The organism is Paraburkholderia sp. A1RI-2L (assembly GCF_048957375.1).
Lineage (GTDB): Bacteria > Pseudomonadota > Gammaproteobacteria > Burkholderiales > Burkholderiaceae > Paraburkholderia.
Genome location: NZ_JARBTA010000004.1, coordinates 32,844 through 56,167 on the forward strand (window position 1 = coordinate 32,844; position 23,324 = coordinate 56,167).

The following is a 23,324-nucleotide window of genomic DNA, read 5'->3' on the forward strand; positions in this document are numbered from 1 at the left end:
GGTAGTGCGCGAAATCCCGCAGGCGGCCCGAAGCGGGTTCGGGGCGGCGCAGGGTCTGTCTCCTCTGAAGTGACTCTGCCCGCGCTGGCGGCGTGGGCAGAACGGCTTTCAGGGTAAGGACAGCGCGCGGGGGGGACACCCCCCCAGTCAGGTAGGTGGGGGAGCGCGGCGGGCAGGTTTGCTGGCGCTCAAGTGCTTTGAGCGGCGCACGACCGCCGGATTAGAACCAGGCATCCTGCATGTCGAGCGTCGTGCGGTCGAGCGAGGCGAGCAGATCGAACTGTGCGCCCGTCTTCGGCAGCTCCCAGGCGAAGAAGTATTCGGCGGCGGCGAGCTTGCCGCGATAGAAGCTGGCCTCATCGTCGTTTTTGCCGCCTTCCTCGGTTGTGCCGCTTGTGCCGCTTGTGTGCGCAAGCGCCGCGCGCGCGGTGAGCGCCTGTTCGAGCCAGACCCACGCGACCACCACGTGCCCGAACGCTTCCAGATACACCGACGCATTGGCGAGCGCGACGCTCGGGTCGCCGGCCGACCAGAGCGTTTGCGTGACATCGACAAGACGATTCAGCGCCGCTTCAAGCGAGCGCGCATACGCGGCATCCTGCTTGTCGCCGCTCGACAGTGCGCGGTCCGTCGTAGCCTGCACACGTTGCACGAATAGCTTCAGCGCCGCGCCGTTCTTGATCGTGACCTTGCGGCCCAGCAGGTCGAGGCCCTGGATGCCGTGCGTGCCCTCGTGAATCGGGTTGAGGCGGTTGTCGCGGTAGAACTGCTCGACGTTATATTCGCGCGTATAGCCATAGCCGCCGTGCACCTGGATCGCGAGATCATTGGCGGCGAGGCACCACTGCGAGGGCCAGCTCTTCGCTATCGGCGTGAGCAGGTCGAGCAGCAGCGTGAGCGGCTCGCGCGCCGCGTCGTCGGCGGCAGCGCGCGCTTCGTCCACCAGTTGCGCGCACCAGAGATTGAGCGCGAGCGCGCCTTCCACATAGCTCTTTTGCGCGAGCAGCATGCGGCGCACGTCGGCGTGCTCGATCAGTCTGATCTGCGGCGAAGCCGGGTCCTTGCCTGCCGCGCCCACGCTGCGCCCCTGTGGACGATTGCGCGCGTAGTCGAGCGCATGCAGATAGCCGGTATAGCCGAGCATGGTCGCCCCGAGACCCACGCCGATGCGCGCCTCGTTCATCATATGGAACATGTACGTGAGGCCCTGGTGCGGCTCGCCCACGAGATAGCCGATAGCGCCCGCGCGCCCGCCCGGCGCGTACTTGGTGCCCTCGCCGAAATTGAGCAGGCAGTTGGTCGTGCCGCGATAACCCATTTTGTGATTGAGGCCGGCGAGCACGACGTCGTTGTGCTCGCCGCGCGAACCGTCCTCGCTTACGAGGTATTTCGGCACGATGAAGAGCGAGAGGCCCTTCACGCCGGCAATGAGCTTGCCGTCCGGGCCCGGAATCTTCGCGAGCACGAGGTGGACGATGTTCTCGGAGAGTTCGTGCTCGCCGCCCGAGATCCACATCTTGTTGCCGCGCAGCCGATACTGCGCGCCCAGCGGCGAGTCGTGCTCGAAGTCGGCGCGTGTGGCCACGTCGGAAAGCGACGAGCCCGCCTGCGGCTCGGACAGGCACATCGTGCCGAAGTAACGGCCTTCGAACTCGGGCTTCACGAAGGTCTCGACCTGCTTTGCGCTGCCGTGCGCGAGCAGCAGGTTGGCGTTGCCGATGGTGAGGAACGGATACGCGCTCGTGCCCACGTTCGCGGCCTTGAACCACGCCAAGCCCGCCTTCTCGACCACCAGCGGCAACTGCATGCCGCCGTATTCGTAGTCCTGGCCCGCAGCCATCAGACCCGCTTCGCTGAACGCCTTCAGCGCGGTCTTGACCTCGGGGATGATAGTGACGGTTTCGCCGTCGAAGTGCGGTTCGTGCTGATCGTTTTTCTTGTTGTGGGGCGCGAACAGGTCGGTCGCGATCTTCTCGCAGGTGTCGAGCGCCGCATCGAAGGTCTCGCGCGAATGGTCGGCGTAGCGCGCGATGCGCGTAAGGCGCTCGACGTCGAGCCATTCGTAGAGCAGGAAATCAAGATCACGGCGAGAGAAGATCAGCGACATGGCAGAGGGCCCGTGAATAAGAAAAGTCGCAGCCTAACAAAAATAGCACGATCGTGCTATTGGTGATTTCTCCAAGTTCTTTATGGTGCCGCCGTGCAATGACTCGCTTGTCGGGCGACGCAAATCAAGTGCCAAAGCTTCTTCACGAATCTTCAAATCGAGACAGCCCGCCCGGCGAGAGATTGGCCGTAAGCTTTTCGCCGCTCCCTCCCTAATTGGGGAGCATTCTCTCAACACACGCACATATTTATGGAGGTTGCTCATGCAACTGATTCAACGTGAACAGCTGTCGAACCTGCAAGTCGTTACGGCTGGCGCTGGCGCCAACAAGACCCCGTCGGCAGTCACCCTGACGATCACGAAGGAAAACGGCCTGAACCTCGTGATCACGCCGCAAGCTGCAGCATCGGCAAGCTAAGCTTCGCAGAGGTCTCCGACCTGGAAAGCCGGCAAACCGGGTTTGCTGGCTTTTTGCATTTACCTACCCGGGCTGCGCCTTCCCAAATCGCACGTTTGAAGAAGATACGGCAATATTCATGCTCATCCTCCCGAACAGCGAGAACATCATGGACCGGCTCGATGCGATGTCCGTGCTCGTCGCCGTGGTCGAGGCCGGCAGCCTTTCCGCAGCGGCGCGGCGTTTGCACATGCCGCTGGCCACGGTCAGCCGCAAGGTCAACGACCTCGAGGCGCATCTCAAGACGCGGCTGCTCAAACGCACCACTCGGCAACTCGCGCTGACCGGGGCCGGGGCGTCTTACGTGGCGGCCTGCCGGCGTATCCTGGAAGAGGTGGGCGAGGCCGAGCGCGCGGCAACCGGCGAATACACCACGGCAAGAGGCACGCTTGCGCTCTCGGCGCCCGTGGTGTTCGGGCGGCTGCACGTGCTGCCCATCGTCAATGCGTTTCTCGCGCAGTATCCCGAGATCGACGTGCGGCTGATGCTGGCGGATCGCGTGGTCAATCTGATGGAAGAGCAGGTGGACGCCACCGTGCGCATTGGCGAGCTGCCCGATAGCGCGCTCGTGGCGGTGGGCGTGGGCGCGATTCGCCGCGTGGTTTGCGCGAGCCCCGAGTATCTGGCCGAGCACGGCGTGCCCGCTGCGCCAGGCGATCTGGCGCGGCACCACTGCGTGACGTTCGAGGGTGTCGAAGGCCGCACGTGGACGTTCCGCGCGGGCAAGGGCGACGTCGTGCAGTCGGTGCACGCGCGGCTCGCGGTCAACACCGCGGAGGCCGCGATCGACGCTGCGCTGCATGGCGTGGGGCTCACGCGCGTGCTTTCGTATCAGGTTGCGCAGGCGGTGCGCGAAAAGCGGCTTGCCGTGGTGCTCGAGGCGTTCGAACTGGCGCCATGGCCCGTCAGTCTCGTGCACGGCGGGCAAGCGCCGCTGCCACTCAAGCTGCGCGCGTTCCTGGATTTCGCGACGCCTTTGCTGCGCGAGCGGGTGGAGGCGGTGCGGATCGAGCCTCGTGGGCGCGAAGCAACGGCTGGACAAGCGCGCAGATAGCAAGCTGAATCAGTCGGCGCGCTGTGGCATGCTGCAACGGACAGCCATGCACAATACGCCCATCATGCAAGCTCCAGACCTTGAACGCCTCGTCACCCTCACCATGCCTTTCGGCAAGTACAAAGGCCGGCTCATTGCCGATCTGCCCGGGCATTACCTCAATTGGTTCGCCCGCGAAGGGTTTCCACCGGGAGAAATCGGCCGGCTGCTCGCGCTGATGCAGGAGATGGACCATAACGGCCTGAGGAGCTTGCTCGATCCGCTGCGCAAACGCGGATAGCGCGAGTCAGGCGTCGTCGTTGCGCTAAGCCGTTCAGCCGCTTGACCATCAAGTTGGCGATTTGCCTTTTGGCGGCACAGGCAAAGTCCGCGAATTTTCCAAACGGCGCCCGCAGCAAGCTGGGAAGGAGTCGGTGTCGAAAATAGATGAGTTGGTGTCGGAAGCGTACAAGTTCCAGTAACGCTTTTGAACTAAGGTGATGAACCTCTTATCCGTTCATTTGGAGCCGACATGTCCGATTTCATTACCGTTTTGCGCGAAACCTGCCCGACTCCGGTCCTTGACGCCACCAAGTGGAAGCGCATCGGCGGCGATCCGCACACCGTGAACCTCAACGCTTACCTCTCCAAGGACGGTAGCAAGATCATGGGCACCTGGATTTGCACACCGGGTAAATTCGAGGTGAACTACGAGAAGTGGGAGTTCTGTCACTTTCTCGACGGCTACTGCATTATCACGCCGGAAGGCGAGGAGTCGGTGCACCTGAAGGCGGGTGATGTGTTCGTGATTGAACCCGGCATGAAGGGGACCTGGGAGGTGGTGGAGACGGTGCGCAAGTACTTCGTCTTCGCCTGAGCCCGTAGCTGATGCACCGGTGACTCAATACGCCCGCTGGCGAATGACGCGCGATGGCGCGCATCAGCCGGATCGATGCTCTGGCCTTCACCATCGATTCTGCGCTCCATCGCTACGTTGCGAGGTCCGATACCTAACGCATGCGCTGGCCTGCTCCTGCCCAGTGTCCACCACCTGGACATAGCGCTTGTCTCCGCTCACGCGCTTGCCATCGGCGGCGGCCACGTTAAGCGGATACACCGCGTCTTTGGGCGGGTTTGCACCGAGTACGACCATCGCGATGATGGCACGCTTCAGCCCTTGCGGCCGAATGCGATCAGGCCGTGAAAACTGCACTGCGAAATGAGCGCAACGGGGCGAGAGTACGCATCCGCCCGCAGTGAAGGTTGACATTCGTGGTCGCGCGGATACCAATAGCTGAAGAATGACCTGGACCCGATGGAACGCGATGATCAAAGATCTCCGCGTACTTCACCGGTGCCCAGCGCGCTTCGCTGCCGGTTGACCTCCGCCCAAAGCGCATCGCTATCGTCATCGCGTAGCAGGATCACCCAGTTCAGTTGATTGTCGGACACGACGAAGTATTCCCGGATTTCCGTGCGGACGGCATCGACGAACTGCGCGTATTCCGGGGTTGCCTGGGCCTGCGCGTGCAAGGCGTCGTATTCCGCATCGTCCGTGCCGCCGCCGTGCTCGTCGATGTAGCGCGAGATCCACTGGTCCCGTTCGCGGTCGTAGTCGGCCTCGGCGCGCATCGCCTGTACAGCCGTGTAGAAGTCCAGTTGGGCAAACGCGGCGATCGCCGCCGTTGTTGCTTCGTCGAATGTCGTTGTCATCCCATATCTCGTGTTGGTCGTGGCACATCATCGCACGGGCCGCACACGGACGGGTTTCGTTGCATCGGCGGGGGTTCTTTCACAAAACGCTTGCTAGCGTACTGGCAGTCCTGTTCGAACCAGAACATCAGTCGCGCCATGCGCCCGGCCGATCGCTCGCGCGAGAAAACTCGCACAAAAATGTTTGGCAACGTCAAACGTTTCTACAATCCGAGGATAATGGGCATGTACCTGTGCGCTGCCGCCCAGCCGCCTTTCCATACCAGCCGGGGAGGCAATCCATTTCCGCGGCTGGTAAATATCAAAAGAACAATCGATGCATTGCAATTGACGCCCATAGCCAAACGCCCTTTAAAAAATGTCGGGCCCAACATTTGGGCCGCCATCGATGTGATCGAGCAACGATTCGGCGGAGAACTTGCACGAGCGGGAGTGCGCGCAGCCAAGCTGTTACTGTCTCCCAACGTTCTGAGCCGTTTGCCGAACGTGAATATCGCGGCACGGGCTAGTGACGTTTCGTGAGTCTCCTTCGACGCAACCGGCGAGCAGAAGCACTAGAGTGTGAAGTATCGATCCTGTTTCCGGCAGATGTCGCTTTCCCATAGTACGTGTCCTTTCCTTCGATCGCGCCAGCATGGGCAGTGGCATCGCACGCGCTTGCGTTGCGCCAATCAGACGTGTGGAGATGCTTCATGGAAAACTTCCGGAGAAACCGCTCGACGCTTGTTGCGCTGGCGTTCTTGCTGGCGGGATGTGCCGCTGGCGGCATGCCGCAAAGCGGACCCCATCTGAGCCCAACGGAGTGCCGCGACCTGGTCGCGCTAAAAAGCAATCCGTCTCCTACAAAGGAGCAACGCCAGGCCGAGCTTTCGGCGCTGAGGAAAGCGGGCTATGACCCGTCGCCATGGAACGATGACCCGAACTACCCGGACGATCTGCACGCGGCGCAGCGCCTGGTCGATCAGTGGGTTCAAACGGACTGCCGGTAGTGGCGACGCCGGTGGGAGGCGCGGGAATCGGACCAAGGTCCGATATCCAACGAACGGGACAGCGGGTAGGCTAAAACCTTCCGCAGGAAACTGACACACGGACACCCATAATGACGAGCTTACGGAGTTGCCGGAAATCGCGCGGAAAGAAAGGTGTCGTCGCGAGACGACTCATGCTCGCTGCTGTGTGCGCCGGCCTGCTGCCTCTGGCGGGATGTCCGTATTACTACGCGCCGCCTCCCGGCACCGTGGTCATGCAGCCTGCGAGTTTCGACCGGTCCTTTGCCGCCGCTGCAGGTGCGATGCGCGACGAAGGCGTCGCGATCACGGTTCAGGACCCCGGCACCGGCGCGATAGCCGGAACCGCCGCCGGCGGCACGGTCACTGCGAACGTGCGCCAGCAAGCCGATGGCAGCGTGATGGTGCAATTCAATTCCGGCAATGCACAAGATCCTTCGCTGCTTGGGCGCATCAACCGTAGTTACGATCGGCGCATGGGTCGCTAGGTCCGGGCCTTCCGCCCGGCAATCACAGCTCAGTGGGGCTCGGGCAACGCGTGCTCGCGCCCCGCCTCGATCACGGATTCTGGCCGTCCACCGACACGAAATAGCGCTGCTCGGCATTGAGAATGAATTCGAGCATGGCGGCCCTCACACGCTTCGAATCGCGCTCGAGGAAGCCTTGCAGCAATTCGCGCATGCCTGCCAATGCAATCTTCTGCGTCGACGGGTCGGTCAGCGTGAGCGATCTGACTTGCTGCGCGTGGTCGGTAAACCGCCGAATCGTGTCCTGTAGCCGACTGTTCTGTACGGCCGAGAGCCAGACATCGCGAAACTCCACATTGGCTGCCATCAACGCAGCGCCGTCCTGCTTTTCGCAGCTTCGGACGGCTTTCTGGTACGCGCGCTTTAACGCAGCGGCCTGCACGTCCGTCAGCACCGCGGTTGCACCCGCTGCGGCGCTCGGCTCAAGCAGCCTGCGGACTTCAAAAATCTCATGGACGTCATTGTTCGTCAGCCTCGGGATGACGAAACCGCGCGTGGTGCCGACCAGAAAACCCTCGTTGACGAGGCGCACGAGCGCCTGACGAACAGGCATGCGCGTGCAGCCGAATTCGTTGGCGATTTCGTAGTCGAGAATCCGATCGTTCGGCCCAACGTCCCCGCGCTGCATCCGGGCGCGGACTTCCTGATAGATGGTCTCGGTCAGTGTCGTTTGCGTGAGCGCGGTTCTGACCGGCGCTTTGGGAATCTTTGCAACCCCTCTCGTCATGGCAGCCGTTCCGTAAACTGAATTCCGAATTTGATAGTCATTCTCGGCCGCCGGGGCGCGAATTGTCAAGGCGGTCACGGGGCCGCCAGTCCTGACGGCCTATCGGTGAAAACCCATCTCGGTAAAACCCCGAATTCCTTGCAATAAAAGGCTCTGACGCGGGCGGAAAGAAATTTTGGAGGCAGTTCGTTGACATCAAAATATATCCACAGTAATGTTCACGCTATCCCAAAAACTGAATTCAGTTTTTTGTCGAGTCGGGTCTTTCGGGCTCGGCGGCCCACTCCAGGAACGAGGCGTAAGTCCATGCTTTTTCGCTCGCTGAAGCCACTGCTGGCCGATGAACATCCTCTTCGTCTGATATGGCTGGCGCTGGGCAGTGCGCCGATGGTGGAGTTTGCCGCTCAGGCAAATCCGGACGCGCTCGTCATCGATCTTCAACACGGCTTGTGGGAGCGCACTACGCTTGAAGCGGCCATTGGCGCGGTGGGCACGCGGGTGCCGGTGATTGCCCGCTGCGCGGAAAACTCGCACAGCGCCATCTCACAGGCGCTCGACGCCGGCGCGGCTTCGGTGCTGGTGCCGCTCATTGAAACGGCGGACGACGCACGCAGGGCAGTATTGGCAGGACGATACCCGCCGGTGGGGAAGCGCTCGGCCGGCGGCGTGCGGCCGCTGAGGGCGGGGCTCGAGGCAATGCGGGACGCGGATCGCGAAGTAGCGATTGGTCTGATGATTGAAACGGCCGAGGGCGTGGAAAACGTCGAGACTATTGCCGCGACCCCGGGCGTCGACTATCTGTTCATCGGCACCGGCGACCTGGCCATGTCACGCGGCACCGCCGATAGCCAGGTGATCGACCGCGATTGCGAGCGCGTTGTGCGTGCTGCCTCGGAAAACGGTTTGCCGTGCGGCATCTTCACGGGCAACGCGCGCGCCGTACATCAGGCGTTCGAGCGCGGATGCCGGATGGCCGTGAGCGCCAACGACATCGACGTGGTGAAGCAAGGCTTTCTCCAGGTGCGAGAAGAAGCGAAGGACGATGCGCGCGGTTAGACGCAAGGCACGCGCTTTTCATTTTGATCGGACTCCAAAGGAACGAGAGGACGCGATGGATATCACGAGACGAGCAATCGCAGCGATGCCGGATTCGCCGATCATCGATGTCTGGCGCCTGGGGATCGGCCGCAATGACGTCATAGGCCTATGGGCCGGAGAAAGCGACCTGCCGACGCCGCAACCGTTTTGCGATGCCGCCAGTCGTGCGCTGGCGGCGGGGCACACGTTCTACTCGCCTAATCGCGGCATTGCCGAATTGCGCGATGCGATCCGCGCATATTACGCGCGGCTTTGCGGCATCGCCATCGACGACGAGCGCATTTCCGTCACGTGCGGCGGCATGAATGCCGTCACGCTCGTGGCGCAAGCGATCATCGAGCCGGGCGACAACGTCGTGTGCGTGACGCCGTCGTGGCCCAACATTCTGCGCGCCGTCACGATTGCGGGCGGCGACGTGCGCAGCGTGCCGCTCGGTTACGGCGACGACGGGTGGCATCTCGACCTGCAGCAACTCTTCGACGCCTGCGATGCACGCACCCGGGCCATTTACTATGCCTCGCCAGGCAACCCGACAGGCTGGACGATGGAAGCCGGCCAGCAGCGGCAACTACTCGAATTCGCGCGTTCGCGCGGCATCGCGATCCTCGCGGACGAGGTGTACCAGCGCATCGTGTACGACCGGCCCTATGCGCCTTCGCTGCTGGAAATCGCCTCGCCGGACGACCCGGTCTTCGTGATCAACAGCTTCTCCAAGGCTTGGCTCATGACCGGCTGGCGTATGGGATGGCTCGTGTTTCCGCGTGCGATGCTCGGTACGTTCGAGAAGCTCGTCCAGTTCAACACCAGCGGCGGCCAGGCGTTTCTGCAGGCGGGCGCGGCAGCGGCCCTCAATGAAGGCGAGGCGATTGTCGAAGCGTTTGTGGCGCGCTGCCGCGGTGGCCGGCAGATCGCGCTCGATCGCCTGCGCGCGATCGACGGTCTGCATGTGGTCCCGGCCAGCGCGTCGTTCTATCTCATGTTCAGTATCGACGGCGTCACCGACACGCTCGAATTCTGCAAACGCGCTGTGCACGAGGCCGGCGTGGGGCTCGCGCCGGGCATCGCGTTCGGTGTGGAGTCGGCGCATCAGATTCGCCTGTGCTACGCGCGCAGCGACGCCAGCCTGATCGAAGCGATGGACCGGCTCGAAACACTATTGCGTAAGGGAACCCGAGCGCCCCTGAGCGGCTCCGCTCAGCCCTGAGAGGACTGTTCGAGCCAGGATTTCGAAGTGCCCACTCCGGAGGCTAACCGGAGAACCATTATTCATCCCACGAGGAGACAAAGCAAAATCATGCAACGCAAACTTCACGCCGCAATAGCCATGCTGGGAATTGGTCTGACGGGCAGCGCTTTCGCGCAAAGCTCCGTCACCCTGTACGGCATTGTCGATCAGAGCATTCGTTTCACCAACAATTCGAACGCGGCTAACGACAACCAGGTACAACTGACTAATGGCGCGATCACGAATAGCCGCTGGGGCCTGAAAGGGGACGAGGACCTGGGCGCAGGCATGAAGGCGGTGTTCCGGCTCGAAAGCGGTTTCGATCCGCAGACCGGCAAGCTCAATCAGGGCGGGCGTCTGTTTGGCCGCTACGCTTACGTGGGTCTGGAAAGCCAGTACGGCACCGTCACGTTCGGCCGCCAGGGGACGGAGGCCTTCAACTTCTACGGCGACTTCGATCCGCTGACCGTCGGCAACTATACGGCGAACTCATGGCCGTTCTTCATGACGGTAGGCCGCATCGACAGCGCCGCGACCTACACCGGGCAATTCGGCGGCCTCCATCTCGGCGCAACCTATGGGTTTGGCCAGCAGCCCGGCAGCTTGAGCAAGAATTCGTCGTGGAGCGTGCGCGCCTCGTATGACCTCGGTCCGGCGAGCTTTGGCGGCACGTATCAGGAAACGCGCGATCTCAGCAACAACATCCAGCGCATGTGGGGCGTAGGCGTGAAGTATGCCGCCGGTCCGGCGACGCTGTTCGCGGGGTACCTGGGCGGGCAGGACGGCACGGGTGCCGTCGACGAGGCGCTCAACGACCCGAGCCGCACCGTTATCACCGGCTCGCCGTCGGCCAATCAGCGTCGCGACATGACGCTCTATACGGGCGCGACTTATCAGGCGACACCCGCGCTGGCACTCACGGGCGCGTTCTACTACGACGACATGCACAACCTCAACGGCTACGCGGCCAACAATGGCGAGCGTTACACGGGCGTGCTACTGGCCGAATATTCGCTGTCGAAGGCCACGCAGGTTTACGGCACGGTCGACTACAACCACGTTTCGGGCGGCGCGTACACGGAGCTGCCGGGCAAGAACAACCAGACCGGCGTCGCGGTGGGCATCCGCCACATGTTCTGATGCGCAGCGCGTCACGCCGCCGGTCATACTGAAAGGAACCCAATTCATGAATCATCCCGCCGATACCGATCGCTCTGGGTGGCTGCTGTATCACTCGGTCGGCATGTTTCCCGGGCAGGAGGACGCGGTACGCGCCGCGCTCGACACGTTTGCATCGAGCTGGTGCCGCCCGGACCTGCAACGCTGGGACTACGGCCTTGCCGCCCGGCGGCAGGTGCTCGATCAATGGGCCACGCTGGTCAATGCGCCGGCCCACGCCGTGTTTGCATCGGAGAACGTCACCGATGCATTTGCGCGCTTCGTCGGCGCGCTCGGGCGCAAACGTCTGGCTGGACGTCGCGTGCTGATCTCCGCGGATTGCTTCCCGAGCCTGCATTACATGCTGCGCGGGCTCGAACCGGTGCTGGGCTTCACGCTCGATACGGTGCCGCTCGCGCCGGACGCGGCCTACATGACCGACGACGAATTCATTGCCCATTGGCAGGAAGACGTGGCGCTGGCCGTCATCACCTGGGTCACGTCGACTGCTTCGAAGCGCGCCGACGTCAAGCGCCTGGCCGCGCACGGTCGCGCGCAGGGTAGCCTGATTGCGGTCGACATCACGCAGGGCGCGGGCATTCTCGATTTCGACGTCAGGCAACCGGCTGTCGATTTTGTCGCGACGACCACGCTCAAATGGCTGTGCGGCGCACCGGGCACCGGGCTCGCGTACCTCGATCCGAAGCTGATCGACAGCGATATGGCGCCGCTCGTGCAGGGCTGGTTCAGCCAGCCCGATCCCTTCAACTGGGATCTCTCGCGCTTTTCGCTGGCGCCCGATGCGCGGCGTTTCGATGGCGGCACGCCATCGTTCCTGCCGTTTGTCGCGTCGGGGCCTGGCCTCGCGTGGCGGCTCTCGCCCGACGCCATCGGCATGCGCGAGCACAACCTTGCGCTGTCGCATCGGTTGATTGCGCTGGCCGACGCCAAAGGCTATGCGGTGCGATCGCCGCGCGACGATGCGCAGCGCGGCGGCAGCGTGATGACCGATCTTCCCGCGCACGTCGATCCGCACGAACTCGAGGCCACGCTGGCGAAGCACGGCGTGCTCGTGGATACGCGCGGCAGCACCGTGCGCATGTCGCCGGGGGCGCTGACGACGCATGCCGTGCTCGACACGTTGTCGGCGCTGCTACCGGAAGCCTGATCTGCTTGCGAAATACATTCGACAAGGAAATAACGACATGGAAGAGACAAACATTACCGCGCGTGAGAAGGGCTTGCACAAAGCCCTGACGCAGCGGCAAATTTCGATGATCGGCATCGGCGGGGCCATTGGCACGGGCCTCTTCATGGGCAGCGGCATTGCAATCGGCTACGCGGGCCCCGGCGTGCTGATCAGCTACGCGGTCGCCGCGCTGATCGCCGTGATCATGGTGTTCAGCCTCGCGGAGATGGCCGTTGCGCATCCGACCGCGGGCTCGTTCGGCACCTACGCCGAGATGTACCTGAGCCGCTGGGCCGGGTTTGTCGTGCGCTATACCTATTGGGTCATCGAAGTGGTTGCGGTCGGCGGCGAGGCCATTGCTGTGGGCCTTTACATGGGCTTCTGGTTTCCGGGCATTCCCGTGTGGCTGTGGTCCATCGCGTTCGGCATTGCGCTGATCTACGTGAACTGCCGCTCGGTGAGCAACTTCGGTTCGTTCGAGTACTGGTTCGCGCTGATCAAGGTGGTGGCGATCCTCGGCTTCATCGTGGTAGGCCTCGCGCATGTGTTCGGCATCGGCACGGGGTCGCCCGGCGTCGGCCTGCACAACCTGACCGGTTTGCCGGGCGGATTCATGCCGCATGGCTTCAGCGGCGTCTGGATGGGCGTGCTCATGGCGATCTTCTCGTTCTACGGCGTCGAAATCGTGGCCGTGACCTCGGGCGAAGCGAAAGATCCGACGCGCGCCATTCCGCATGCGTTGCGCTCGATGGTGTTGCGCCTCACGCTCTTCTATATTCTCGCGCTCGGCATCATGGTGGCTTATCTCCCGTGGACGGAAGCCGGTGCGAAGGTGGTCCAGCAAAGCCCGTTCGTGAAGCTCTTCACGCACGCAGGCATTGCGCACGCGGCGGGGCTGATGAACTTCGTGGTGATCACGGCGGCGCTCTCGAGCATGAACACCAACATCTACCTGTCCTCGCGCACGTTGTTCTCGCTCGCGCGCGGCGGCTATGCACCGCGCTGGATCGGCGCGCTGACTGCGAACGGCACGCCGCTCGTCGCCACGCTAATTTCTGGCGCCGGCGTGCTGGCCGCCGCCGCGGTGTCGTTCTTCAGCCCGCTCGCGTACAACTATCTGTTCGGTATTGCCTTGTTTGGCGGCATCTTCGTGTGGATCGTGATTCTCGCCACGCACCTGCGCTTTCGCCAGGCATGGAAAGGCCGCACGCTGCCGGTTCGCATGCCGCTGTTCCCGATCGCGCAGATCACCGGCATTGCATTGCTGAGCGCGATCTTGATCACGATGGGACTCGATACCGAGTTCTGGAACATCTCGTGGATCGTTGGCGTGCCGTGGCTGATCGCCGTTTCCATCGTGTACTTCGTCTACCGCAAACGGCTGGCGCAGTCGGTGGTAGCCAACGGCGCCAGCGCCTGATCCGGGAGACGACCACATGATCGATCTGCGTAGTGATACCGTGACCCGTCCGCGCCGGGGCATGCTGGCCGCCATGGCCGCTGCGCAAGTGGGCGACGATGTCTGGGGCGACGATCCTGCCGTGCTTCGGTTGCAGGCGACTGTCGCCGAGCGCACGGGCAAGGAGGCGGGACTGTTCCTCCCGACCGGCACGCAGAGCAATCTGGCCGCGCTGATGGCGCATTGCGGGCGCGGCGACGAATACATCGTCGGCCAGGCCGCGCACGCTTACCGGGACGAGGGCGGCGGCGCGGCCGTGCTGGGGAGCATCCAGCCGCAGCCCATCGAAAACGCAGCCGATGGCTCGCTGCCGCTCGAGAAGATCGCCGCGGCCATCAAGCCGGTCGACATCCACTACGCGCGAACACGCTTGCTCGCACTGGAAAACACCACTGGGGGAAAAGTGCTGCCCGGGGGTTATGTCGCCGAGGCCACGCAACTCGCGCGCGAGCGCGGGCTGTCGACGCATCTCGACGGGGCGCGTGTCTGCAATGCCGCTGTTGCTTCGAAGCAGTCGCTCGCGGCGCTGTGCGCCCCGTTCGATTCGGTGTCGATGTGTTTTTCGAAGGGACTCGGTGCGCCCGTGGGCTCGGTGCTGGTCGGCAGCAAGGCGGTGATCGAAGCGGCGCGCCGCTGGCGCAAGATGTTGGGCGGCGGCATGCGGCAGTCGGGCGTACTCGCAGCAGCGTGTCTTTACGCGCTCGAACACAACTTCGAACGCCTCGCCGAAGATCACGACAACGCGGCCTGGCTTGCCGAAGGGCTCGCGCAGATCGATCAGGTAAAGGTTTTGTCGCACGCCACCAATATGGTTTTTGCACAATTCCCGCAGCCGCATTGCGCACCGCTCGAAGCGTGGCTCCGGAAACGCGGCATTCTCACCCAGGTGTTATATGGTTCCCGTTTCGTCACGCATCTGGACGTTTCACGCGCGGACATTGGCGTGTTCGTTAATGCGGTCAAGCAGTATTTCACGCGCTGATCTCCATTTCCCGGAGCGTTGTCATGAGCAAAACTGACGATCTGTTATCCACCCGGCAGCCCATTTCCGGCATGCGTCGATGCCAGGTACTGATGGCATGCGACGAGTTGAATCCCACCCTTGAATTCCTCAAGAGCACGCTTGGGCTGCGGATCGACGCCATCTTTCCAGCCGATAACCCTTCAACCGCGATGCTCTCCGCGCATGGCCTGTCGATTCGTCTTGGCGTAGGCCTCGCCAACGGCGTCAAAGAGTTGCGAGTGTTGTGTGACGATCCTGACCAGCTATCGTCCGGCACGCGAGAACTGGTTGCGCCGAACGGGGTGCGCATTCGCCTCGAAGCAAACGATCCACCACTTCATCAGCCAGAGACAATTCAGGAATTCGCGGTGTCGCATCTGGATGAAGACGCGCAGTGGAACGTCGGGCGGGCCGGGCTTCGTTATCGCGATCTGCTGCCGGCGAGGCACGGTGGCGCGTTTATCGCATCGCACATTCGTATTCTCGATGGCGGACCGGTTCCCGACTACACGCACTTTCACAAGGTTCGGTTCCAGACGATCTTTTGCCGGAAGGGCTGGGTGCGCGTCGTCTATGAGGGGCAGGGCGAGCCATTTGAAATGCAGGCGGGAGACTGCGTGCTGCAGCCGCCGACCATTCGGCATCGCGTGCTGGCAAGCTCGGCTGGGGCGGAGGTCGTCGAACTCAGCAGTCCGGCTGAGCACATCACCGTGGTCGACCATGAAATGGTGCTGCCGACACCGGCGACGCATCCCTTGCGGGATTTCAATGGCCAGCGCTTCGTGCGTCACGTGGCGGCGTCGGCAAGGTGGGCGCCGTGGCGCATCGCGGGTTTTGAGGCGGCGGATACGGGGATTGGCGCGGCTACCGAAGGCGTAGCCGGGGTTCGCGTCGTGCGGCCTGCCGGAGAGGCGAGGCGCCGGACGCAGACGCACAACACCGAACTGTGCTTTTTCTATGTGCTGTCGGGCCGGCTCGATGTCGTCGTGGACGGCGACCGTTATGCGCTCGCATCGGATGCGAGCATCACGATCCCCGGTCGTGCGCGGTATGCATTCGAGCACTACTCGGATGATCTCCAGTTGCTTGAAGTTACGCTGCCAGACCAGTTTTTGATCGGCGATTGATATCGATCTCGTGATGTGCTCAGGCGCTGCTTTCAGGCGCCGGGCCTCTGGCTTCGTCAAAAATCCAGTTCGCAAATGCCTGGAGCGGCCCTGCACTCGATTCGATGGATTCAGGAAGAACGAGGCAGAAGTTTTTGACTACCCCTTTACCGTCGGGCCAGGGCGCGACCAAACGGCCTTGTTCGAGCTCCGTTCCGACGTAAAGACGCGGCACCAGCGCAACACCCAAGCCGGCTAGCGCCGCCTCGATCAGCATGGCATGGAGGTCATAGCGTGCGCCAACCGCCGAGTTGGTCAGCGCGATGCCGGACTCCTGGGCATAACGCTGCCAGGCGTCCGGATTCTGTCGCCGGTGCAGACGTGGCAGATCATCCAGCGATGCGTCTGCACTGGCGTCTTCGAGCAGCGCCGGACTGCAGACGGGCACCAGCACCTCCTCCAGCAGCCGATATCGATGCATCCCGGCCCACGCGGGGTGCTCAAAATGGATGGCTGCGTCGAAACCGCTACCCGCAAGAACGAACGGCTCCATGCGCTCGGCGATATGCACGGTGATGTTCGGATGCCGAGTCTGAAAACGCTTGAGCCGAGGGATAAGCCAACGGGTGGCAAAGGTCGGAATGGCGGCGATATCGATGCTCGCGCCTTCAACGGGCTGCCCCATCAGATACAGGCTGTCGCGTTCCAGCCGTTCGAGTATCTCGCGAACCTGCACCGCGTATCGCGTGCCGTTGGCTGCAAGCCGAACCCGATTTCCAACCCGCTCGAATAGAGCAACGCCCAAAAACGCCTCCAGCCGGCCAATCTGTCGGCTCACGGCGCCTTCGGTCAGCGCCAACTCCTCGGCGGCACGCGCGAAGCTTGCGTGCCGAGCCGCTGCCTCAAACGCCAGAAGCGCGGAATTGCTGGGTATCTTGCGTCGCATCTGAATCTCGCCCTTTGAATGCACTTGGTAATGCGCTCGGCGCCACCTTGAGTAAATATCACTAAAGCGTGACTTTATTTCGTTATGAGCGCCGTAAATGCGAGATTACCATTACATCACTGCAATGAATATGACTTCGCGGGCGGATATACGTCCACCACGAAGCACGAACCGATGATCTACACCGTGGAATGCAGCTTCGCCGATCCGAACACGAATGGAACGACTTTTACAGCCTTGAAAAGCTGCCGGCCCTCATCTCGGTGACCGGTTTTCACACGTCGCAGCGCTTCAGGGCGATAACCGACGGTTGCCCCGTCTACCTGGCCGTCCACACGATTGACGGTCTCGACGTCTTGACGGGCGACGAATATCGCCAGAAAGGCGGCGGCGATTTCGCAGGATGGCAGCAGCACATCATCGACTGGCACCGGAATCTCTACAGCGATATCGGCCTGGCGCCCGCGGTCAGTGCCGACGAACTACTCGTGCTCTGTACCGGCGGCCCGGAACCACTGATCCAGATGGGCCTCGAACCGTTGGCCATGCAAGCGGTTGCGCTGGAGAAGTTTCCGGAACACCGTTGGCTCGCGAAATGGCCACGGCCAAACGCACAGCGTGTCGCGAACCGGGAAGGCCTTTACTTGTACACGCCAATGACGGAACAACTGACAAGCGCACGCCCGGTTTCGATCGGGATGAGCAAATAGATCTGCAATGCCAAACGTCACTTTCTACATTCATGCGGGGCACATGCCGCCTGATGAGCGCCTTGCCGAACTTTCCGACGACTGCATCGAGCTGTGTACGAATGTGCTGGAAGCGGACCTCGAAAACGTGCACGTCGTCTATGCGGAAGTGCGGCACGGACATGGGCATCCCGTTTTCGTGGAAGTCCGATACCGTCTTGCGCCGTCACGCACGTCCGCGGTCATGAACCCGTTCATGGATGCGCTGGAGAACGCTATCGTTCGCCGCACTGGGCTTATGGCGCGCATCCGTTGTTTTGGGTATGCCGCGTCGAACATTCACGCCCGCAATTAGCGGGTCAGAGGAAAAAATGGTGTCCACCCTCGCCTTTCCAGGTCAGCAAGTCGGCGATTTCACGATTACCGCAATCAGCGATGGCTACCTCAACGCCGGCCTCGATTTTCTTTCGAATATCGACACGGTTGAGGCTTCCAGAATGCAGCGCGAGGCGGGGCAGAAGGAGCTCACTGCTGTGCATATCAACTGCTACGTCGTGCACGGAGCGGGCCGCACCATTCTCGTCGACGGTGGCGCGGGAGGCTTCAAGCAGTGGGGCGGCCAACTGAAGCGCAACTTATCGCTTGCCGGCATGGATCCCGCCACGATCGACACCATCCTGCTCACGCACGCTCATCCCGATCATGTCGGAGGACTGATGAATGCGGCCGGAGAGGCGGCTTTTCCGAATGCGGAGCTAGTGGTTCATCAGCAAGAGCTCGCGTTTTGGCAAGATGACGGAAATCTGGCGCGTGCCAGCGAACGGGCACGCGGAAATTTCCTGATCGCGCGCCAGGTGTTCGATAGCTACAGGGACAAGCTTCGTACTATCGCTGAGGGGGACGTGCTCCCCGGTATCAGCGCGGTGCCGTTGCCGGGGCATACGGACGGTCACACCGGATACCTCCTTGAATCACGCGATCAGGGCGTGCTTGTCTGGGGGGATATCGTTCACTTTCCTCACATCCAGATTAAACGGCCAGACGTATCGATCGCATTCGATCAAAACCCGTCGCTCGCGGCCACTACACGGTCGCGGCTTCTGGAGCGGGTCAGCGCGGACGGGATTTTGATCGCTGGCATGCATTTGGGGGTGCCCGGCTTCGCGCGAATAAAGCGAACGACTGGCGAATACGGTCTGCATTACGAAACAGATGCATGAAACGACGCGCACGGCGATGCCGTGACCACCGCCTGATCAGGCGGTGATCCAGGCTCGCGCCTGTTCCAGCTCGTTGACGTGGAAGGCCTTGATTTCAGCCTTCGTAAAGAACCGCGCCAAATGCATCGATGCACGAATCCAGCCGGCGTCGGCCACCACGGCAGCGCGCGTGATCTTGCGGGCGAGGGGGACACCGAGCGTCATGTCGGTCCACAGCGCCTTCGGCTCGATGCCGCTGAAATGCTCGATGCGTTCGAGCACGCGGGTCTTGCCGTTCAGTTCGATATCGCTGCGCATGCGCTCGATGGTTTCGCGCAATTCGTGGTCGGTGATTTTGCCTTCGACGGTTATTTCGACGACCGGGGAATCTGAGGTGGTGTGATACAGGATCATGGTGGACTCCTGGCTTGGGAGAGTGCGGCTCAGGCACGAATGCGCCTCGCGTTCGATAACGTTTTCATGGTACCGCTTTCCCATGCGGTTCTCAGCCGGGTTGAAGGTGCGGGCACTCTGTCTGGAACCAATAGTCGACCAGGCGCTGCGCCGCTTGTAGATCATCCGGATAGTACGGGTCGTCGAACCAGGGCGACGGGTCGTAACCCGCTTTCCTCAGCGCCGAGAGTTCGCTTTGGTGTTGCGCCATCGTAGGCGGCGCGTTGCTCTTCAGCGATGCAAGGTCGCGGCACTCCGTTGGACTGAGGTGCGGGCCGGCATAAGGCGGCGGCATGCCGCTGTAGACACAACCGGCGAGCAGAAGCACCAGCGCGGCAAGTGCGGAGCGTATTCCTGGCGGATGCGGCTTTCTCATGGCGCGTGTCCTTTGCATTGAACGCGCTGGCGCCAGGCGGTGGCGTGCGTCCGGCCGGATCCAGCGTTGTGCGTTCTTTCACAAATTGTAGGCGCTATGTAGATGTTAGACGGCTGGAGGTGTCCGCCGGGCTCCATGACGTGCGAGCGTCATTTACGCGCCGCTGAACATGAAGCGCCGAAACACGACACTCTTGATCCGATCGAGAAAGACAGCGAACAGGACGACGGCACAGATCAAGGCTCCGACGAGTTCCGGTCGGACGGCTGCCATCAGCGTTCCGGTTACGGCCATCGAACTCATCAGGACGACATCGATGGCGCTCGCACACGCCATGAGCGTCCCGGGAGCGAACGCCCACATTCGCCCGTCATTGCGGAGCACATAAACATTGGCCTGCGTCGTGAATACCAGCAGCAGGAACACGATTGTCTGCATTTGCCCGGCACTCAGCCCAAACTGGGTGCGCGCCACGCCATACAGCGATAGCGTGAACACAAGCGAAACGGCTGCGAGCACGGCTGAGGCGCCGACAAGCTGGCCGACTCGCCAGCGCTGGGGCTGGGTCGCCGGTCGGACGCGGTCGGCTGCGATGCTCATCGTGACGAAGTCATTGGCGAACAGCAGCAACACGATCAGCCGCGGCGAGATCACGAAGCCTTTGGTGAGCCAGAGACCCAGTGTGAGGAAAACGACGATCTCAAGTGTCTTGACGATTTTGTTGAGAACATACGTAAGCATGCGCCGGTGCACTTCGCGCCCTGTGCCGACCACGGTCAGGACACCGTTCAGACCCGGATCGGTCAGCACAACGCCCGCTGCGGCCTTGGCCACATCCGTGGCACTGGCCACGGCGATCCCGAGTTCGGCCTGCCGTAGCGCGGGCGCGTCATTGACGCCGTCGCCGGTCATTCCCGTGACGTGTCCTGCCCGTTGCAGCGCGCGGATGATGGCATGCTTCTCTTCAGGCAGCACGCGGGCGAAGATGTCGCATTTTTCGGGATGTCGCAGGTCGTCTTCGCGCGGAACGCAGATACGCGTGCCCAGCCCAAGTCGTTGTCCGATGGCCCGCGCGGTCTCCAGCGCGTCTCCGGTGGCCATGCAGACTCTCACGCCAAGCTGGCCTAGTTTGGCGATGAGTTCGGCAGCGTCCTCCCGAGGCGGATCGGAGAGGCCGATCAGGCCTACAGGCCGGATCGCGCCCACTGGACCCGCCGCAACCGCGAGCACGCGCGCGCCTCCAGCGGCCAACTCCCTTCCCGTGTCTTGCGCGGCCTGACGTTGCGCCGCGCTGGCACCGCAATGTTCGAATACTGCGCTGGTCGCGCCTTTCAGGGCATGCCACTCCTGCCCATCGACGACGTAGATGCCTTCGCTGAATCGGCTTGCCGGATCGAAGGGCTGAAAATGCGCGCGCGCGGGCACCGGGGCACTCTGCGCGCTTTTGCGATGGGCAAAAAGGATCGCGAGATCGAGCGGATCCTGCGATGCATCGTCGCTCGCCATTGCTGCAGCGCGCAAGACGGCACCCTCGTCGACGTCAGCCAATGCCTTGACCCCGACGACAGACAGGGCGTTCTGCGTCAATGTACCGGTCTTGTCGGACAGAAGGGTGTCCATGGCTGCAGCTTCCTCTACCGCAGGCAGCCTCGTGACAAGAACCCCCTGTTTTGAAAGGCGTGTGCTCGCGATAGCCGTGGCCAGGGTGTAGGTCGCCGGCAAGGCGACCGGAACGGACGCGACGAGCAGCAACAATGCGAACACCACGGTATCGCCCAACGGCAGACCATGCGTGACGGCGTAAAGGACGACCAGCACCACGAGCACGAGGTCGAAAGCGACGAGGCGCTTGACGATCGAGAAAATCGTGCGTTGCATATGGCTGGGCGCGCTGGACGTGCGCACGAGTTCCGCGGTCCGCCCGAAGCAGGTTCGCGAGCCGGTGGCAATCACTTCGCCGCTGGCTTCGCCCTGATGCACGATCGAACCGGTGTACGCGGGCTGCCCGGGACCGGCGTCGACGGCGAGAGACTCGCCGGTCAGGGCCGACTGATCCAGCGTCACGGCTCCATCGAACAACGCGAGATCTGCGGGGATGATGTCGCCCGCCCGCACGCGCACCACATCGCCGGGAACCAGTTGCGCGGCGGGACGACGGCTCCAATGCGCGTCGCGCAGCACGCGCGCGTTGACCTGCAATTGCCGGCGCAGCAAAGTCAGTGCGTCCTGCGCGCGCTGCTCCTGTACGAAGGCAACAAGGGCGTTGAAAGCGAGCAGAAACAGGATAACCAGCGCCTCCTGGCCACGATGAAGCATCACCTGCAGCGCGATTACCGCTTCGAGCATCCACGGCACGGGGCCCCAGAGCTTGCCGAGAAGCTGGCGCCATCGCGGCGTGCGAACCTCTTCGATGGCATTGACGCCGAATAATTGCAGGCGGCGTTGCGCCTCGGCCGACGCAAGTCCCGTCGCGCGGGCGGTGGTCGGCAGGGCTGCGGCGGCGTCAGCGCGAGGTCCGGCGGCGATTGTCATCGTGATGCCTGGTCAGCGATGGTTGGGGTGCGCTGTCCGGTGCGGGCGCGACATGCGCCGGGCACCCTCGAGGCATATCGCGACGCCAGCCCCTTGCGGTCATTTGCGCCTGTTCTGCGCGAAGTGAAGACGCGCGCGATCTGTCATTGTGCGGGGCGATCGCTGCGCGCGCTCAGGTTTGCCTTCAGCGCGGCGCTCATTGGCATTTTGAGGTTTGCGCCGCGCGGTGGAATAGGCGATTCGAACCACTTTGCGTACAGGCGCGTGAACTCGCCGCTCTTCATCAGCCGGGTCAGCGTGCCGTCGACGAGCCGTTTGAACGCCGGATCATCCTTTCGCACCATACACGCGTATGGCTCGATCTGCAGCGCCTCGCCGGCGACTTCCCACGTATCCGGGTCGCTTGCGTTCGCACGTAGCCCATAAAGCAGAACGTCGTCGAGTGCGAGCGCCGCCGCTCTATTGTTCGCAACGTCCTGCAGCGCTTCGGCGTAATCCTTTGCGAGCACCACGTCCGCTTCGATGCGCTGCGTGTTGAGTTGGCGGCGCAAGACCGTCTCATTGGTGCTGCCGCCGACGGTCGCGACGACCTTGTGTGCGAGACCCGCGTAATCACCGATATGTGATTCGCGTTTGGCCATCAGTCGCGTGCCGGCATAGAAGTAGTTGATCGAGAATGCGACGTCCTTGCCGCGCGTCGATGTATTTGTCGTCGATCCGCACTCCAGATCAACGGTGCCGTTGACGAGCAACGGAATCCGGTTTTGCCCGGTGACGGGCATGTAGACGGTGCGCAGGTCCGGCTTTCGAAGTGTCTTTCGGACGTCATCGACAATGGCTTCGGTCACATCCACCGAAAATCCAACCGCCTTATGCGGCGTCAGCAGATAACTGAAGGGGACCGCGGATTCCCGATACGAAACGACGATCTGATTGGTTCGCGCAATCTTGTCCAATGTCTGGGCCCGAGCGGCCGTCAATGCGGCAAGGCCGACAAACGCTGCGGCGAGCGCCGCAATGGGTTGATGGATCATGATGCCTCCCGGGTCGCGATATGAGCGCTTGGTGGTACGTTCTTCGTACGAATCGTAGCGGCTCGGCAGGCGGGACGAACGCGCTCCGCGCCCCATCGAGCAGCAGTCGATTCGGTTCGTAACCCACCATAAGGTCCCATTGACGGTATCCGATTGATTCAGGTCAATGGCTTCTTTCCCGTTGAAAAGCCGTCTTTGCCGCCGGCCATTCAAGGCATCGCGAAATGGGAAGGTGTTCGGAAATCCACGGGCGATCGTGCGGCGTCCCCATGGAAATCGTCGGATT

24 protein-coding genes and 1 pseudogene are annotated in these 23,324 nt (G+C 62.4%); 17 read left to right on the forward strand and 8 right to left on the reverse strand.

The annotated features are described in order from the left end of the window. Positions 1-220 precede the first annotated feature (220 nt). Positions 221-2,107: an acyl-CoA dehydrogenase gene (locus PWP93_RS28610; protein ID WP_421047046.1), complete on the reverse strand. Its 1,887-nt coding sequence runs from the start codon at positions 2,105-2,107 to the stop codon at positions 221-223. A gap of 262 nt (positions 2,108-2,369) precedes the next feature. Here PWP93_RS28610 and PWP93_RS28615 point away from each other — a divergent pair, with 262 nt between their 5' ends. The 4 genes from PWP93_RS28615 to PWP93_RS28630 all read left to right on the forward strand — a co-directional run bounded on the left by PWP93_RS28615 (position 2,370) and on the right by PWP93_RS28630 (position 4,474). Continuing rightward, a complete protein-coding gene (locus PWP93_RS28615; RefSeq protein WP_175196844.1) occupies positions 2,370-2,525 on the forward strand; it encodes a hypothetical protein in 156 nt (51 codons plus the stop codon). Between the two features lie 148 nt (positions 2,526-2,673). After that, on the forward strand, positions 2,674-3,618 hold the full coding sequence (locus tag PWP93_RS28620) for a LysR family transcriptional regulator (RefSeq protein ID WP_421047692.1): 945 nt from the start codon (positions 2,674-2,676) through the stop codon (positions 3,616-3,618). A gap of 64 nt (positions 3,619-3,682) precedes the next feature. Continuing rightward, positions 3,683-3,898 carry a DUF3820 family protein gene (locus PWP93_RS28625; RefSeq protein WP_421028768.1) on the forward strand — a complete coding sequence of 72 codons (216 nt, stop codon included), beginning with the start codon at positions 3,683-3,685 and terminating at the stop codon, positions 3,896-3,898. 231 nt (positions 3,899-4,129) lie between these two features. Next, positions 4,130-4,474 carry a cupin domain-containing protein gene (locus PWP93_RS28630; protein WP_014193317.1) on the forward strand — a complete coding sequence of 115 codons (345 nt, stop codon included), beginning with the start codon at positions 4,130-4,132 and terminating at the stop codon, positions 4,472-4,474. 452 nt (positions 4,475-4,926) lie between these two features. Here PWP93_RS28630 and PWP93_RS28635 read toward each other — a convergent pair whose 3' ends face one another. After that, a complete protein-coding gene (locus PWP93_RS28635; protein ID WP_421047047.1) occupies positions 4,927-5,310 on the reverse strand; it encodes an ATP-dependent protease in 384 nt (127 codons plus the stop codon). Positions 5,311-5,448: 138 nt separating this feature from the next. Here PWP93_RS28635 and PWP93_RS28640 point away from each other — a divergent pair, with 138 nt between their 5' ends. The 3 genes from PWP93_RS28640 (at position 5,449) to PWP93_RS28650 (ending at position 6,805) form a co-directional block, all read left to right on the forward strand. Continuing rightward, positions 5,449-5,832: a hypothetical protein gene (locus PWP93_RS28640; protein WP_421047048.1), complete on the forward strand. Its 384-nt coding sequence runs from the start codon at positions 5,449-5,451 to the stop codon at positions 5,830-5,832. Positions 5,833-6,002: 170 nt separating this feature from the next. Continuing rightward, positions 6,003-6,299, forward strand: coding sequence for a DUF4148 domain-containing protein (locus tag PWP93_RS28645; RefSeq protein ID WP_421047049.1), 297 nt, complete (start codon positions 6,003-6,005; stop codon positions 6,297-6,299). Between the two features lie 173 nt (positions 6,300-6,472). Continuing rightward, a complete protein-coding gene (locus tag PWP93_RS28650) occupies positions 6,473-6,805 on the forward strand; it encodes a hypothetical protein (RefSeq protein ID WP_421028288.1) in 333 nt (110 codons plus the stop codon). A gap of 70 nt (positions 6,806-6,875) precedes the next feature. On the opposite strand, the gene PWP93_RS28655 is transcribed toward PWP93_RS28650, so the two are convergent. Further along, positions 6,876-7,571 (reverse strand): GntR family transcriptional regulator, encoded by a 696-nt coding sequence (locus PWP93_RS28655; protein ID WP_421047050.1) that lies wholly within the window; start codon positions 7,569-7,571, stop codon positions 6,876-6,878. A gap of 189 nt (positions 7,572-7,760) precedes the next feature. Here PWP93_RS28655 and PWP93_RS28660 point away from each other — a divergent pair, with 189 nt between their 5' ends. The 7 genes from PWP93_RS28660 to PWP93_RS28690 all read left to right on the forward strand — a co-directional run bounded on the left by PWP93_RS28660 (position 7,761) and on the right by PWP93_RS28690 (position 15,830). Then, entirely contained in the window at positions 7,761-8,627 is an 867-nt protein-coding gene (locus PWP93_RS28660; RefSeq protein ID WP_421047051.1) for an HpcH/HpaI aldolase family protein, read from the forward strand. Between the two features lie 55 nt (positions 8,628-8,682). After that, positions 8,683-9,873, forward strand: a complete 1,191-nt coding sequence (locus tag PWP93_RS28665) for a pyridoxal phosphate-dependent aminotransferase (RefSeq protein WP_421047052.1) — start codon at positions 8,683-8,685, stop codon at positions 9,871-9,873. Between the two features lie 90 nt (positions 9,874-9,963). Continuing rightward, a complete protein-coding gene (locus PWP93_RS28670; protein WP_421047053.1) occupies positions 9,964-11,034 on the forward strand; it encodes a porin in 1,071 nt (356 codons plus the stop codon). Positions 11,035-11,080: 46 nt separating this feature from the next. Then, a complete protein-coding gene (locus PWP93_RS28675) occupies positions 11,081-12,220 on the forward strand; it encodes an aminotransferase class V-fold PLP-dependent enzyme (protein WP_421047054.1) in 1,140 nt (379 codons plus the stop codon). Between the two features lie 37 nt (positions 12,221-12,257). Further along, a complete protein-coding gene (locus PWP93_RS28680) occupies positions 12,258-13,661 on the forward strand; it encodes an amino acid permease (protein WP_421047055.1) in 1,404 nt (467 codons plus the stop codon). Positions 13,662-13,677: 16 nt separating this feature from the next. Then, on the forward strand, positions 13,678-14,682 hold the full coding sequence (ltaE, locus tag PWP93_RS28685) for a low-specificity L-threonine aldolase (RefSeq protein ID WP_421047056.1): 1,005 nt from the start codon (positions 13,678-13,680) through the stop codon (positions 14,680-14,682). A gap of 23 nt (positions 14,683-14,705) precedes the next feature. Then, a complete protein-coding gene (locus PWP93_RS28690; protein ID WP_421047057.1) occupies positions 14,706-15,830 on the forward strand; it encodes a cupin domain-containing protein in 1,125 nt (374 codons plus the stop codon). Positions 15,831-15,849: 19 nt separating this feature from the next. Here PWP93_RS28690 and PWP93_RS28695 read toward each other — a convergent pair whose 3' ends face one another. Further along, complete coding sequence (locus PWP93_RS28695) at positions 15,850-16,755, reverse strand: LysR substrate-binding domain-containing protein (protein ID WP_421047058.1); 906 nt, start codon at positions 16,753-16,755, stop codon at positions 15,850-15,852. A gap of 174 nt (positions 16,756-16,929) precedes the next feature. Here PWP93_RS28695 and PWP93_RS28700 point away from each other — a divergent pair. The 3 genes and pseudogenes from PWP93_RS28700 (at position 16,930) to PWP93_RS28710 (ending at position 18,664) form a co-directional block, all read left to right on the forward strand. Then, a pseudogene (locus PWP93_RS28700) lies at positions 16,930-17,465 on the forward strand (sugar ABC transporter). A gap of 7 nt (positions 17,466-17,472) precedes the next feature. Continuing rightward, on the forward strand, positions 17,473-17,799 hold the full coding sequence (locus PWP93_RS28705; RefSeq protein ID WP_421047059.1) for a hypothetical protein: 327 nt from the start codon (positions 17,473-17,475) through the stop codon (positions 17,797-17,799). 19 nt (positions 17,800-17,818) lie between these two features. Continuing rightward, positions 17,819-18,664, forward strand: coding sequence for an MBL fold metallo-hydrolase (locus tag PWP93_RS28710; RefSeq protein WP_421047693.1), 846 nt, complete (start codon positions 17,819-17,821; stop codon positions 18,662-18,664). 36 nt (positions 18,665-18,700) lie between these two features. On the opposite strand, the gene PWP93_RS28715 is transcribed toward PWP93_RS28710, so the two are convergent. The 4 genes from PWP93_RS28715 to PWP93_RS28730 all read right to left on the reverse strand — a co-directional run bounded on the left by PWP93_RS28715 (position 18,701) and on the right by PWP93_RS28730 (position 23,038). Beyond that, entirely contained in the window at positions 18,701-19,057 is a 357-nt protein-coding gene (locus tag PWP93_RS28715) for an STAS/SEC14 domain-containing protein (RefSeq protein WP_421028297.1), read from the reverse strand. Between the two features lie 91 nt (positions 19,058-19,148). Then, complete coding sequence (locus PWP93_RS28720; protein WP_421047060.1) at positions 19,149-19,472, reverse strand: DUF4148 domain-containing protein; 324 nt, start codon at positions 19,470-19,472, stop codon at positions 19,149-19,151. Positions 19,473-19,625: 153 nt separating this feature from the next. Next, complete coding sequence (locus tag PWP93_RS28725) at positions 19,626-22,004, reverse strand: plasma-membrane proton-efflux P-type ATPase (RefSeq protein WP_421047061.1); 2,379 nt, start codon at positions 22,002-22,004, stop codon at positions 19,626-19,628. A gap of 143 nt (positions 22,005-22,147) precedes the next feature. Continuing rightward, positions 22,148-23,038, reverse strand: a complete 891-nt coding sequence (locus PWP93_RS28730; RefSeq protein ID WP_421047694.1) for a transporter substrate-binding domain-containing protein — start codon at positions 23,036-23,038, stop codon at positions 22,148-22,150. Positions 23,039-23,324 lie beyond the last annotated feature (286 nt).

What these genes read in the sequence shown, in the direction of transcription:
- PWP93_RS28625 (WP_421028768.1), top strand. Translation starts at nt 3,683, where the DNA reads ATGCAAGCTCCAGACCTTGAACGCCTCGTCACCCTCACCATGCCTTTC.
- PWP93_RS28725 (WP_421047061.1), bottom strand. Translation starts at nt 22,004, where the DNA reads ATGACAATCGCCGCCGGACCTCGCGCTGACGCCGCCGCAGCCCTGCCG.
- PWP93_RS28665 (WP_421047052.1), top strand. Translation starts at nt 8,683, where the DNA reads ATGGATATCACGAGACGAGCAATCGCAGCGATGCCGGATTCGCCGATC.
- PWP93_RS28635 (WP_421047047.1), bottom strand. Translation starts at nt 5,310, where the DNA reads ATGACAACGACATTCGACGAAGCAACAACGGCGGCGATCGCCGCGTTT.
- PWP93_RS28615 (WP_175196844.1), top strand. Translation starts at nt 2,370, where the DNA reads ATGCAACTGATTCAACGTGAACAGCTGTCGAACCTGCAAGTCGTTACG.
- PWP93_RS28670 (WP_421047053.1), top strand. Translation starts at nt 9,964, where the DNA reads ATGCAACGCAAACTTCACGCCGCAATAGCCATGCTGGGAATTGGTCTG.
- PWP93_RS28650 (WP_421028288.1), top strand. Translation starts at nt 6,473, where the DNA reads ATGCTCGCTGCTGTGTGCGCCGGCCTGCTGCCTCTGGCGGGATGTCCG.
- PWP93_RS28655 (WP_421047050.1), bottom strand. Translation starts at nt 7,571, where the DNA reads ATGACGAGAGGGGTTGCAAAGATTCCCAAAGCGCCGGTCAGAACCGCG.
- PWP93_RS28645 (WP_421047049.1), top strand. Translation starts at nt 6,003, where the DNA reads ATGGAAAACTTCCGGAGAAACCGCTCGACGCTTGTTGCGCTGGCGTTC.
- ltaE (WP_421047056.1), top strand. Translation starts at nt 13,678, where the DNA reads ATGATCGATCTGCGTAGTGATACCGTGACCCGTCCGCGCCGGGGCATG.
- PWP93_RS28690 (WP_421047057.1), top strand. Translation starts at nt 14,706, where the DNA reads ATGAGCAAAACTGACGATCTGTTATCCACCCGGCAGCCCATTTCCGGC.
- PWP93_RS28640 (WP_421047048.1), top strand. Translation starts at nt 5,449, where the DNA reads ATGCGCCCGGCCGATCGCTCGCGCGAGAAAACTCGCACAAAAATGTTT.
- PWP93_RS28675 (WP_421047054.1), top strand. Translation starts at nt 11,081, where the DNA reads ATGAATCATCCCGCCGATACCGATCGCTCTGGGTGGCTGCTGTATCAC.
- PWP93_RS28730 (WP_421047694.1), bottom strand. Translation starts at nt 23,038, where the DNA reads ATGATCCATCAACCCATTGCGGCGCTCGCCGCAGCGTTTGTCGGCCTT.
- PWP93_RS28630 (WP_014193317.1), top strand. Translation starts at nt 4,130, where the DNA reads ATGTCCGATTTCATTACCGTTTTGCGCGAAACCTGCCCGACTCCGGTC.
- PWP93_RS28720 (WP_421047060.1), bottom strand. Translation starts at nt 19,472, where the DNA reads ATGAGAAAGCCGCATCCGCCAGGAATACGCTCCGCACTTGCCGCGCTG.
- PWP93_RS28620 (WP_421047692.1), top strand. Translation starts at nt 2,674, where the DNA reads ATGGACCGGCTCGATGCGATGTCCGTGCTCGTCGCCGTGGTCGAGGCC.
- PWP93_RS28705 (WP_421047059.1), top strand. Translation starts at nt 17,473, where the DNA reads ATGCCAAACGTCACTTTCTACATTCATGCGGGGCACATGCCGCCTGAT.
- PWP93_RS28695 (WP_421047058.1), bottom strand. Translation starts at nt 16,755, where the DNA reads ATGCGACGCAAGATACCCAGCAATTCCGCGCTTCTGGCGTTTGAGGCA.
- PWP93_RS28610 (WP_421047046.1), bottom strand. Translation starts at nt 2,107, where the DNA reads ATGTCGCTGATCTTCTCTCGCCGTGATCTTGATTTCCTGCTCTACGAA.
- PWP93_RS28715 (WP_421028297.1), bottom strand. Translation starts at nt 19,057, where the DNA reads ATGATCCTGTATCACACCACCTCAGATTCCCCGGTCGTCGAAATAACC.
- PWP93_RS28680 (WP_421047055.1), top strand. Translation starts at nt 12,258, where the DNA reads ATGGAAGAGACAAACATTACCGCGCGTGAGAAGGGCTTGCACAAAGCC.